At 55.8% G+C, this 12,011-nt stretch carries 10 protein-coding genes; 2 read left to right on the top strand and 8 right to left on the bottom strand.

Going from position 1 to position 12,011, the window contains the following annotated elements:
* Positions 1-19: 19 nt before the first annotated feature.
* Positions 20-919 (bottom strand): LysR substrate-binding domain-containing protein, encoded by a 900-nt coding sequence (locus IT781_RS15700; RefSeq protein WP_194971124.1) that lies wholly within the window; start codon positions 917-919, stop codon positions 20-22.
* A gap of 294 nt (positions 920-1,213) precedes the next feature.
* Here IT781_RS15700 and IT781_RS15695 point away from each other — a divergent pair, with 294 nt between their 5' ends.
* Complete coding sequence (locus IT781_RS15695) at positions 1,214-2,107, top strand: hypothetical protein (RefSeq protein WP_194971123.1); 894 nt, start codon at positions 1,214-1,216, stop codon at positions 2,105-2,107.
* A gap of 61 nt (positions 2,108-2,168) precedes the next feature.
* Complete coding sequence (locus IT781_RS15690) at positions 2,169-2,951, top strand: class II glutamine amidotransferase (RefSeq protein ID WP_194971122.1); 783 nt, start codon at positions 2,169-2,171, stop codon at positions 2,949-2,951.
* A 55-nt stretch (positions 2,952-3,006) separates the two neighbouring features.
* On the opposite strand, the gene IT781_RS15685 is transcribed toward IT781_RS15690, so the two are convergent.
* The 7 genes from IT781_RS15685 to IT781_RS15655 all read right to left on the bottom strand — a co-directional run bounded on the left by IT781_RS15685 (position 3,007) and on the right by IT781_RS15655 (position 11,649).
* Positions 3,007-3,708, bottom strand: a complete 702-nt coding sequence (locus tag IT781_RS15685; RefSeq protein ID WP_194971121.1) for a response regulator — start codon at positions 3,706-3,708, stop codon at positions 3,007-3,009.
* 24 nt (positions 3,709-3,732) lie between these two features.
* Complete coding sequence (locus IT781_RS15680) at positions 3,733-6,462, bottom strand: sensor histidine kinase KdpD (RefSeq protein ID WP_194971120.1); 2,730 nt, start codon at positions 6,460-6,462, stop codon at positions 3,733-3,735.
* Between the two features lie 37 nt (positions 6,463-6,499).
* Positions 6,500-7,078 carry a potassium-transporting ATPase subunit KdpC gene (gene kdpC, locus IT781_RS15675; protein WP_194971119.1) on the bottom strand — a complete coding sequence of 193 codons (579 nt, stop codon included), beginning with the start codon at positions 7,076-7,078 and terminating at the stop codon, positions 6,500-6,502.
* Positions 7,079-7,089: 11 nt separating this feature from the next.
* Positions 7,090-9,159: a potassium-transporting ATPase subunit KdpB gene (gene kdpB / locus IT781_RS15670; protein WP_194971118.1), complete on the bottom strand. Its 2,070-nt coding sequence runs from the start codon at positions 9,157-9,159 to the stop codon at positions 7,090-7,092.
* Between the two features lie 19 nt (positions 9,160-9,178).
* Complete coding sequence (kdpA, locus tag IT781_RS15665; RefSeq protein ID WP_194971117.1) at positions 9,179-10,966, bottom strand: potassium-transporting ATPase subunit KdpA; 1,788 nt, start codon at positions 10,964-10,966, stop codon at positions 9,179-9,181.
* A complete protein-coding gene (locus IT781_RS15660; protein WP_194971116.1) occupies positions 10,966-11,055 on the bottom strand; it encodes a potassium-transporting ATPase subunit F in 90 nt (29 codons plus the stop codon). Before IT781_RS15660 ends, kdpA begins: the two co-directional genes overlap by 1 nt.
* A gap of 279 nt (positions 11,056-11,334) precedes the next feature.
* Positions 11,335-11,649, bottom strand: coding sequence for a PepSY domain-containing protein (locus IT781_RS15655; protein ID WP_194971115.1), 315 nt, complete (start codon positions 11,647-11,649; stop codon positions 11,335-11,337).
* Positions 11,650-12,011 lie beyond the last annotated feature (362 nt).

The raw sequence follows: 12,011 nt of genomic DNA, 5'->3' as shown, positions 1-12,011 counted from the left end.
TTCATTCGCACCTATATCATTAACGCTTTATTTCTCCCGCCGCCTGCAGCAACTCGGCAATAAAATGCTGCGTATAGATCGGCAGATAATTCTGCTTCAGATAGGCGATCTTGGTCGTTGACTGCGGAATCAGGTGCGATAAATCCCTGGCCACGAGATCCTTATCCGCCTGCGCGTCATAGGCCATGCCCGCGATGATGCCAATACCCAATCCCTGGCGCACGTAGGTCTTGATCACATCCGTGTCGGCCGCGGCCAGGATGATGTCGAGCTCCAGACCTTCGCTCTTGAAAGCATGTTCGATGTTCGACCGGCCCGTAAATCCGAAACTGTAAGTCAGGATCGGGAAGGACGCCAGCCGCTCCAGCGTGATCTCGCCCGTGCTCAGCGGATGGCCCTGCGGCATGACGACCGCATGGTGCCATTGATAGCAGGGTTTCAGCACCAGTTCGACGTCTTCATCGACTTTCTCGGTGCAGATCGCAATATCGGCCTTATGCGCATGCAGTTGGTCAATCAGCTGTTCGGGCGAGGCCTGGACAATATAGATCCTGACGCCGGGATATTTTTCACGGAAGCGCCGGATCGGATTGGGCAGGAAGTATTTTGCCTGCGTATGCGTGGTCGCTATATGCAACGTGCCGCTGTTGCTGTCCAGAAAATCGGCCGCGAGCGCGCGAATGTTCTGTTTCGACTGGTGGATCGTCGTGACTTCCTCCATGACCCGGCGGCCGAGCGGCGTCAAACCGATCAGCTTTTTGCCTCTGCGTTCAAACAAGGGCGAGCCCAGCTCGCTTTCAAAAAGTTGCAGCTGCCGGCTGACGGCCGATTGCACAACATGCATCTTTTCGGCCGCCTTGGACAGGTTTAAGTTGGTTTCCTGCAGGATTTGCAGCAATTCAATCTGACTTAAATTCATTGCATTTTTGATTCGTAAGAACGATGTCGAGTGATTATTTTATCAAATTTTTAGATAAATAAATCTAATCTTATCGTTTTATTAAAAATAAAAGGCGACTTAAGATAGGTTCCAACAGCAGACAAAATGGTTCGCTTATCCATTTGATGCCTGCAAGTGTCATTCAACAGTGCTTAAGACTCGATACACAGGAACGTACGGGTCGCTCCTCCTCTTGCCATGGACGTTTCCGGGCGGGCTTCGGCCCGCCTTTTTTTTAGATTGATTGGACCGATTTAGCGAAGAGACAAGTTTATGCCTTTACAACAGTTAGTGGAATACTTCAATGACAGGTTCGAACATGAGCATCACTCTCGTGTCCGGACTTTTATTCTGGAAGACGGCAAGATCAACGGCCTGTTCGGACCGATCCGTATCGGCAGCATTTTCCTGCCGATACGTCATGCAGACCGTCCGGAAGAAATTGCGGGCCATGCGGCGCAGATTTCCGTTTCAACCTACGAAAGCCACCAACAACAAACGTTTGAGATTGAAAATCTGCTGACTGACGCGGTAAAACAGCCCGTCGACTTCGAATCCATCATCAATCTCGACCGCCTATGCCGCACAGTGCACATGCTGAACTATCTGCCTGTCACGCATTTCGACGGCGTGCTGGTGCTGGAAGTTGACCCCCGGCATATCTTCGGAGTCAAAAGCGATCACGGCGCGTATTTCGAGGAAGTCATCGTCAAGTGCGGACTGGCCACGCACAATGTCGTGATTTCAATGACCGTCAACAACTTCTATTCACTGCATCCCGCCCGGTTGCTTGAAGGCCTGAACAATTATCGCAACCGCGGTTACCGCATAGCGCTCAACCTCGTCTCGCTCTATGCCGCCCACAATGTACGCGATCTGATCACCAAACTGGCGCCGGATTACCTGCGCATCAACGCGCCCAAACCGGACCGGGCCGCTACGGACGGCGTCGCCGTGCTCCAGGCCCTGGAAAACCTGAAAGCGTTGGCCGATTCGGTGGCAGGACAAGCCATTCTGCAGCAAATCGAGCGCAAGGAACAGGCTGCGCTGGCCGCTCAGGCCGGATTCGATCTGGTCCAGGGCGGTTTTTACGAGACGGCTCAGAACGGGCAGTTGTCCATCACAAATCCAACCCAAAGGACTCTGACATACGGTGGTCTTTATTGAATTTATTCTCATAAGCTGCCGTCTAATAACGGCAAGAGTCATGACCGTTTAAGAAGTTGACATGTGTGAATTATTGGGAATGAGCGCGAATGTCCCGACCGACATTTGCTTCAGTTTCAGAGGCCTCATGCATCGCGGCGGACGCACCGGCCCGCATCGCGACGGTTGGGGCATCACGTTTTATGAAGACAAGGGGTTCCGCACCTTTAAAGACCCCATGCCCTGCTATGAATCGCCGATCGCCAGGCTGGTGCAGGATTACCCGATCAAAAGCCGCGCCGTTATCGGGCATATCCGGCAGGCCAACCGGGGGCATGTGGCCCTCGAGAACACGCACCCGTTCACGCGCGAGCAATGGGGACGGTTCTGGACGTTCGCCCACAACGGCCAGCTGTCGGGCTATGAAAAACTGCTGAAGCCGGGCAAGCACCGGCCGGTCGGCGACACGGACAGCGAAACCGCCTTCTGCTGGCTGCTCAATGAACTGGACCGCAAATACCCGCGCAAGCCGGCCGACATGAAAGCCCTGTTTCAGCATGTTGGCGAGCTCTGCGGCCGATTAAACGAATTCGGCATCTTCAATATGCTGCTGTCGGACGGACGTTATCTTCTGGCCTATTGCAGCACAAGCCTGCACTGGATCACGCGGCGCGCGCCATTCGGCAAAGCGCGGCTCATTGACGAAGATGTCGTGATCGACTTTCACCAGGAAACCACGCCGCATGACATCGTAAGCGTGATCGCGACACTGCCTCTGACTAGCGACGAACAATGGCACGCGTTGACCCCGCGTCATTACCGGCTGTTTCATTATGGCGAGTGTATTACTGAAACTGGAGTTTAATTAGAACTCGTCATTTCCCTGCGGCAATGGAATTCCATTTTTTGATTTTTTGGCGCTAGCCCCAGACTTTTAACCGATAACCCACACCCGACTCGGTCAACAAAAATTTCGGCTGGGTAGGATCGGCTTCCAGTTTCTGGCGCAGCTGGCTCATATAAATGCGCAGATAATGGGCGTTTTCCTGATAAGACGGCCCCCAGACTTCCTTGAGAATCTGTTGATGAGTCAGAACCTTGCCGGCATGTTTGACCAGTACCGCCAGCAGCCGGTATTGGATCGGGGTCAGATGGATTTCCCGGCCGTCGACGCTGACCACCCGATTGTTTAAATCCACTTTCAGGTTGGCGGTGGCAAACACGCCGTCTTGCGGCTGTTCCTGTGATCTGAGCGCATGCCGCAGGGCCACCCGTATCCGTGCCAGCAGCTCGCCGAAACCGAACGGTTTGGTCAAATAGTCGTCAGCGCCGGCATCCAGCGCATCAATCTTATGCTGCTCGTTGCTGCGCGCCGAGAGAATGATAATCGGCATAGCTGACCAGGCGCGAATGGCCTTGATCACCTCGACACCGTCCATATCGGGCAGGCCCAGATCCAATATGACCAGGTCCGGTTTGCGAATGCCGGCTTCGACGATGCCCTGCTTGCCGGTATCGGCTTCAAATACCGAAAAACTTTGCGTGTTCAACCCTGTGCGCAGAAAGCGACGGATGGACGGATCGTCTTCGATAACGATAATCACGGGATCGGTTTTAGCCATAGCTCGCTGTACTATAAGTTTGCATTATTCTTCCGGCTCCGCGACCGGCGGCGGCTGATCGATTGGCAACACAAACGTAAACACCGCACCGCCACCCGGCCTGTTTTGGGCGCGAATGCAGCCGCCGTGAGCTTCGACAATAGCCCGGCAAATTGCCAATCCTAATCCGGCTCCGCTTTGCGCGGCTTCGTGGCGGGCTTGATAAAACTTCTCGAACAGGCGGTCTTCCCGGCCTTTCGGGATACCTGGCCCGCGATCGGCGACGGCGATCTCCACCGCATTCGCGCTGGTTTCGATTCTGATGTCCAGATCGCTACCCGCCGGCGTATAGCGTACCGCATTTTCCAGCAGGTTAATCAGCACCTGTTCGATCAGCGCCGCGTCGGCAAAGACCATCGGCATACCCGGCGGCATCTTGACCTTTACCGGTCTCCCTGCCAGATGTTTTTGCAAGCGGGTCAAGACCGTGCCAATAATCTCCTCGACAGGATGCCACTGTTTGTTCAGCTCCACCACCCCGGCATCGAGCCGGGCCATGTCCAGAATATTGCTGACCAGATTCGACATGCGCTCGGCTTCATCGACGATGGCACGGCTCAGTTCGATTTTGTCCTGCGGCTGCAAGTGATGATCGCCTTCGACCAGGGTACTAGCCGAGCCGATGATCGTGGCCAGCGGCGTGCGCAAGTCATGGGAGATGGCACTGAGCAACGAATTGCGCAGGCGTTCCGCCTCGATCTGCAAATGCGTGGTTCTGGCCTGTTCAGTAAATCGAAGGCGTGCTACTGCCTGGCCGATCTGGCGCAGAAAGGTCTCCAGCAATTTCTGTTGTTCCGGCAGAAACACCCGCCGCAGGTTGACCGGCAGCAGAGCCAGCACCCCGAGGACTTTCTCTCCGTCATGGATAGGGAAATAAATGGCTTCAGCCCCCGGCAAAGTATTGGTACCTTGCCCCGCCATTTCGTTATGATCGAAAACCCATTGCGCGACGCTCAGATCGACTCCCTGCAATGATTCGGCAATGGCCTTTTGCCTGGGGTAAACCATGCGGCCATTATGGTCCGGAAACAGAATGACATTGCGGCTGCCGAATTCCGCATGCAGATGCTGCACAGCCGTACGGACGATTTCTTCTTCGGTCTGGCTGGCGGCCAGTTCCTTGCTCATCGCGTACAACACCGACGCCCGCCGTTCTCTGTGAGCTGCGACTTTCGCCTGAGAGCGAACGTTCGCCATGAGATTGCTGGTCACCATCGCCACCGCCAGCATTGCCCCTAGGGTAATGAGATATTGGGCATCGGACACAGAAAAGGTGAAATAGGGCGTGACAAAGAAAAAATCCAGAGCGGCGACTCCGAGAATGGAAGCCAAGATCGAAGGCCCTCTTCCGAAGTGGGTTGCCACAAAGATGACGCCCAGGAGGTAAACCATCACCAGATTGGCCAGTTCAAACCGGCCGAACATGATCTTGGCCAGCAACGAGCAAAACGCAATGACCACTGTTGCCCAAACATAACCCCGGTAACGGTCTTTGCGTTTTTTCCCCCATCGGTTTATAAGGCCAGGCAGCGGCGCCCGGTTGAATTGTGACACTTCCTGCTCTTTCTCCTCGCCGCGCGGGCTCCCCAACAGATAGACATTGATGTTGTGGGCCTCGCCGATAACCCTGTCGACTACCGATCCCAACAGCCAACGCCTCCAGTTCCTGCGGGTCGGTTTGCCCATCACAATCTTGGTGACATTCCGTTCCCGGGAGAAATCGATGATCGCTTCGCTCATGTCGGGCGCGCTGAGGGTCACCGTCTCGGCGCCAAGTTGTTCCGCCGAGCGCAACACGCGCAGCACCGCATCGCGCTTTTCGGCCGGCAACCGTTGCAGTTGGGGCGTTTCCACATAGGCAACGATCCATTCGGCCCGCAGACTGGCCGCCAGCCGCTTGCCGGCCCGCACCAGACGCTCGGCCAGGGCATTGGGGCCAATGCAGACCAGAATGCGGTCGCTGACCTGCCAGATGTCGCGAATGGCGTGGTCTTCGCGGTAATCCAGCATCTGTGCGTCGACGCGGCTGGCGGTTTGCCGAAGAGCCAGTTCCCGCAACGCAATCAGGTTGCCTTTGCGAAAAAAGTTCTGGATAGCCTGCTGGGCCTGTTGCGGCAGGTAAACCTTGCCTTCCCTGAGACGAATCAACAGCTCATCAGGCGGCAAATCCACCAGCTCGACTTCGTCGGCACTTTCAAACACGGTGTCCGGCACGGTTTCCCAGACCCGTATCCCGGAAATCTGGCCGACTTCATCGTTGAGGCTTTCTACATGCTGGACATTCAACGTGGTATAGACGTCGATGCCGGCGTCCAGCAATTCGTGCACATCCTGCCAGCGTTTGGGATGCCGGGAACCGGGAGCGTTGGTGTGCGCCAGTTCGTCGACCAGAATGATAGCCGGCCGTCGCTTCAACGCGGCATCGATGTCGAACTCACGAAGCGTAGTGCCTTTATAACTGATTTGCCGGGGAGGCAGCACTTCCAGTCCTTCCAGCAAAACCTGAGTTTCCTGGCGGCCGTGGGTTTCGACCAGGCCGACCACCACATCGAGATTTTCCGCTCGCCGCTCCCGGGCCGCCAATAACATCGCGTAAGTTTTGCCTACCCCGGCCGCCGCGCCGAAAAAGATCTTCAGGCGTCCGCGCCGGGCTCTGGCCTTTTCGCGCTCGACGCGGGCCAGCAGTTGATCGGGATCCGGGCGTCCGCTATTCATAGTGATGATCTCGCGTATGGTGAGTGCACTTCATCAGCTAAAGGCCGGCTTGATCCAATGCCAGATTCAGCTTCAACACGTTCACTCTGGGCTCGCCGAACACAGACCACTGCCGGCCTTCCGTACTGGCATTGACCAGCTCGCGCAGCTTGGCTTCGTCCATTTTTCGAATCTTGGCGATGCGTTTGAGCTGATAGTCCGCCGCAGCCAAGCTGATGTGCGGATCGAGCCCGCTGCCGGACGCCGTCACCAGATCCACCGGCACTGGCGCTTTGTTGGCAGGATCAGCCTTTTTCAGAACCTGAATTCTGGCGGCAACCGCATCGGCCAGCGCAGGATTGGTCGGCCCCAGATTGGAACCGGACGACGCAGCGGCATTATAAGCATACGGTGCAGTCGCCGATGGCCGTCCCCAGAAATACTTAGGATCGCTGAACGATTGACCGATCAAGGCCGACCCTATCGGTTGCCCTTGCTCATCCTTGACTAAACTGCCATTAGCCTGCTCGGTAAAGAACAACTGGGCCAGTGCCGTAACCAGAGCGGGGTAAATCACACCGGTGACCAAGGTCAGCAACAACAGCAGTATCGCGGCAGGTTTTAAGTAATTTGTCATGTCTAATCTCCTTACACTAGCTTCATGGCAACCAGCAACCAATCAATCGCCTTGATGCCGATAAAAGGCACAATCAGGCCGCCGACGCCATAAATCAGCAAATTGTTTTGCAACAGCTTCTCAGCGCCGACCGGCCGGTAACGGATGCCCTTCAAGGCCAAAGGAATCAGGGCAATGATGATCAGGGCGTTAAAAATAACCGCCGACAGAATCGCGCTGTCCGGCGTGGCCAGCCCCATGACGTTCAGTACGTTTAACGCCGGATAGGTCGTGGCGAAAGCGGCCGGAATGATGGCGAAATACTTGGCGACATCGTTGGCAATGCTGAAGGTGGTCAGCGCACCGCGCGTCATCAGCATCTGCTTGCCGGTTTCGACGATTTCGATCAGCTTGGTGGGGTTGGAATCCAGGTCCACCATGTTGCCGGCTTCCTTGGCGGCCTGGGTGCCGCTGTTCATCGCTACCGCCACATCAGCCTGCGCCAGCGCCGGCGCATCATTGGTGCCGTCGCCGGTCATGGCCACCAGACGGCCGTCGGCCTGATGCTGGCGAATCAGCTTCAGTTTGGCTTCCGGCGTGGCTTCGGCCAAGAAATCATCGACGCCGGCCTCGGCGGCAATCGCAGCGGCGGTCAGGCGATTGTCGCCGGTAATCATGACGGTTTTGATGCCCATCTGCCGCAGTTCGATAAAGCGCTCCTTGATGCCGCCTTTGACGATGTCTTTCAGTTCAATCACGCCCAATACCAGCGGCCCTTCCGCCACCAAGAGCGGCGTGCTGCCGCGGCGGGCGACATCGACCACCATTTTCTGAATTTCATCCGGAAATTGGCCGTCCTGTTCGATGACATAGCCGCGAATCGCGTCCTCGGCACCCTTGCGGATCTGCCGTCCTTCCAGATTGACGCCGCTCATCCGGGTCTGGGCGCTGAAATGCACGAAGGTGGCGCCCAAGGAATGCACATCGCGCTCGCGGATACCAAATTTCTGTTTGGCCAGCACGACGATACTGCGGCCTTCCGGTGTTTCATCAGCCAGCGATGCCAGTTGTGCGGCGTCGGCGACCTGTCTTTCGCTGACGCCGTTGACCGGTGTGAACGCCGATGCCTGCCGGTTACCCAACGTGATGGTGCCGGTTTTGTCCAGCAGCAGCACATCGACGTCGCCGGCCGCCTCCACGGCCCGGCCGGACGTGGCGACGACGTTTTTCTGCATCATGCGACCGATGCCGGCCACACCGATAGCCGACAGCAGACCGCCGATCGTGGTGGGAATCAGGCATACCAGCAGCGCCACCAGCACGGTAATACTGATCGGCTGGCCGGTGCCGGCCGTTTCGACGCTGTACAGCGAGAATGGCAGCAGCGTCACGGTCGCCATCAGAAACACCAAGGTCAAGGCCACCAGCAGAATGGTCAGCGCAATTTCGTTGGGCGTTTTCTGGCGTTTGGCGCCTTCCACCATTGAAATCATCCGATCCAGAAAGGTCTCGCCGGGATTGACCGAAATGCGCACGACCAGCCAGTCGGACAGCACCCGAGTGCCGCCGGTCACCGAACTGAAATCGCCACCGGATTCGCGGATCACCGGCGCGCTTTCGCCGGTAATAGCGCTTTCATCAACCGAAGCCACGCCTTCGATCACATCGCCATCGCCGGGCACGAAGTCGCCGGCTTCGATCAGCACCACATCGCCCTTGCGCAGCGTCGAGCCGGCGACTTTGAAATAGTTACTGCCGTAGCGTGGCTCATCGAGCTTTTTGGCGGCGATGTCGCGCTTGGCGGTGCGCAGAAACGCCGCCTGCGCCTTGCTGCGGCCTTCCGCCACCGCTTCGGCGAAATTGGCAAACAGCACGGTGAACCACAACCACAGCGTGATGGCCAGGATAAAACCGGCCGGCTCCTGGCTTTCGCCGCTCAGCGCTTGCAGCCACAGTACCGTGGTCAACAGACTACCGAGGTAGACGACAAACATGACCGGGTTTTTCCATTGTTGCCTGGGCGTCAGCTTTCGGAACGCTTCGATCAGGGCTTGTTGCAGAATTTGCGGCTCCATTAAGGAGGTAGAGGTTTTCTTGGTCATAAAGTTACCTGTAGCGAAATTAGTGATGACCGGTCATTTGCAGCTGTTCAACAATGGGCCCCAGCGCCAACGCCGGCACAAAGGTCAGCGCCCCTACCATCACCACGGTAACAATCAAGAGCACCACAAAAAGCGGCGTATGGGTTGGCAGGGTGCCAGCCCCTGCCGGCACGCTCTTTTTGGCGGCCAAGGAACCTGCAATTGCCAAGACCGGCACGATCAGCCAATAGCGCGAAAACAGCATCGCCAGGCCTAACATAAGATTGTAGAACGGCACGTTGGCCGATAAGCCGCCGAAAGCGCTGCCGTTGTTATTGCCTGCCGATGAGAAGGCATACAGCACTTCGCTGAAGCCGTGGGCGCCAAGGTTGAAGATCGAGGCTTTGCCGGCATCCAGCATCAGCGCCATCGCCGTGCCGCCCAGCACCATCAACGGCGGAATCAGAATGATCACCGCGGCCATTTTCATCTCGTAGGCTTCGATTTTCTTGCCCAGGTATTCCGGCGTACGGCCTATCATCAGTCCGGCGATGAACACCGCCACGATAGCGAACACGATCATGCCGTACAGGCCAGAGCCGACGCCGCCGAAAATCACCTCGCCAAGCTGCATCAGCCACATGGGTACCATGCCGCCAATCGGCGTAAACGAATCATGCATGGAGTTGACCGAGCCATTGGAAGCCGCCGTGGTCGCCACCGCCCACAAGGCCGAATTGACGATGCCGAAGCGGGTTTCTTTACCCTCCATATTGCCGCCGGCCTGTTGACTTGACGCGGTTTGATCGGCACCCAACGTTGCCAGTGCCGGATTGCCGGCCTGCTCGGCCGGCACGGCGACGAACACCAGCGCCACGAACACCAGCGTCATCGCCGCCAGAATAGCCCAGCCCTGTCGGGTGTCGCCGACAATCACGCCAAACGTGTAGCACAGCGCCGCCGGTATCAGCAGAATCGCCAGCATTTCCAGAAAGTTGGACAGCGGGGTCGGGTTTTCGAAAGGATGGGCGGAATTGACGTTGAAGAAACCGCCGCCGTTGGTGCCTAACTCCTTGATGGCAATTTGCGAAGCCGCAGGGCCCAAAGCCAGGGTTTGCTGTTGAGTTTTGACGGTTTCGGTAACGGGCTTGCCAGCGGCATCGGTCACGGCTTTGCCGGCAGCATTCTGCTTGGGCTGTTGATAGCTGACTGCTTCCTGCATCGTAACCATTTGATACGACTTAAACGTCTGCACTACGCCTTGGCTGACCAGTACTAACGCCAGCACAAACGACAACGGTAACAGAATGTATAAAGTGCTGCGGGTCATATCCACCCAGAAATTGCCGATGCTCTCGCTATTGCGGCGGGTAAAGCCGCGAATCAGCGCCACCAATACGGCCATGCCGCTGGCTGCCGATAAAAAGTTCTGTACCGTCAAGCCCAGCATCTGCGTCAGATAGCTCATCGTGGTTTCGCCTCCATAGCCCTGCCAATTGGTGTTGCTAGTGAAACTGGCAGCGGTATTGAATGCCGAATCGGGACTGACCGCCGGCAGACCTTGAGGGTTTAAAGGCAACACATCCTGCCAGCGCTGCAAGGCATAGACCGCCAGCAAACCGAGCAGGTTAAACACCAGCAAGGCAAGGGCGTACTGCACCCAGCTCATTTCCTGCCGGGCATCGATACCGCAGAGCCGGTAAAGCCGGTTTTCAAGCCCGGCTGGCTGATCCTGATAAATCCGCGCCATATAAGCGCCCAACGGTTTAACCAGAGCCAGCAGTACGACAATATAAATAGCAATCTGCAGAAGACCTTGCGCCGTCATCAGAATTTCTCCGGATAAAACAAAGCCACGACCAGATAGACAAACACGGCGAGCGCCAAACCGCTGCTCAACCAATAAATCCAGCTCATGATTGCCTCCTTAGCGACTCGCAGCCAGCAACCAGCATTCCAGTCCCCGCGAAGAAAACTGCCGTCAATATCAAATAGCCTATGTCCATCTGTAACACCTCTTGGTTTATGGTTAGGGCGCCCGTTACCACGCTGCGCCCGACCTTGATCGTCTGTTGGGCAATGTATAGGAACTACCGGTAAAAAAGTCGTAAAAAAATTCGGCTAGGAAGTAAAGAACCCATAAAAATCAGCAGAAATGCACTATTGAACTGAAAGTGACGCAAGCTAAGGGACTCGCTATCTCAACTCCCGTTGTCGTTGAGTCCGGATAATTTTCTGACTGGCCACATCGCACACCATTTCCCAGACAATCTGGTCTTGAGCTTCAATCTCGAACCGATAATGAAACCCTTCTGGAACATTGTGAATCTGGAATGATATGACCTTTCCGGGAACAGCTTCGAGGGCTGCCTGCCTGCACGACTCAAGCATCTCTTTGTCGCTGGGAAGCTTGTAGTTGCTTGATGGTGTACCGCCCGCCAGCAGTTCGGCTGCCGGATTTGTATAGGCCAGAATGCCAAAGAAGATCAAGAAGAGTCTGCTAAATGCCATAAAGCTATCTCCTGAAGAATTTCCAAGGTTTGTTTAAATTCAATTGGCTCTTATTGGCTTCCGAGCAGGTACTCAACTGCCATTGCTATCTTGAATTTGAACTCTGGAAAGTCAGGGCCGGTTACAGTTTAAGAGAGCGCATAGTATCGATCACTTAAGTGAAAAACTGTTCTGTTGGAAGGGCAAATTTTTACAATATTTTTATACGAAGTTGCGTATAGTCCCGCTCTCATGCCTTTTCGACTTGGGTTTGCTCCAACCCTATCCGCAAACTATGACATCAATCCAAATTGGAAAGCGTCGGATTGGTGTGATTACCGAGGGAAACTGACGGACTAATTACCGAGGGACTTTGTCGTTGC

Origin of the sequence: Methylobacter sp. BlB1, assembly GCF_015476545.1 — a bacterium.
GTDB lineage: Bacteria > Pseudomonadota > Gammaproteobacteria > Methylococcales > Methylomonadaceae > Methylobacter.
This window is presented reverse-complemented; position numbering and strand designations above follow the sequence as displayed.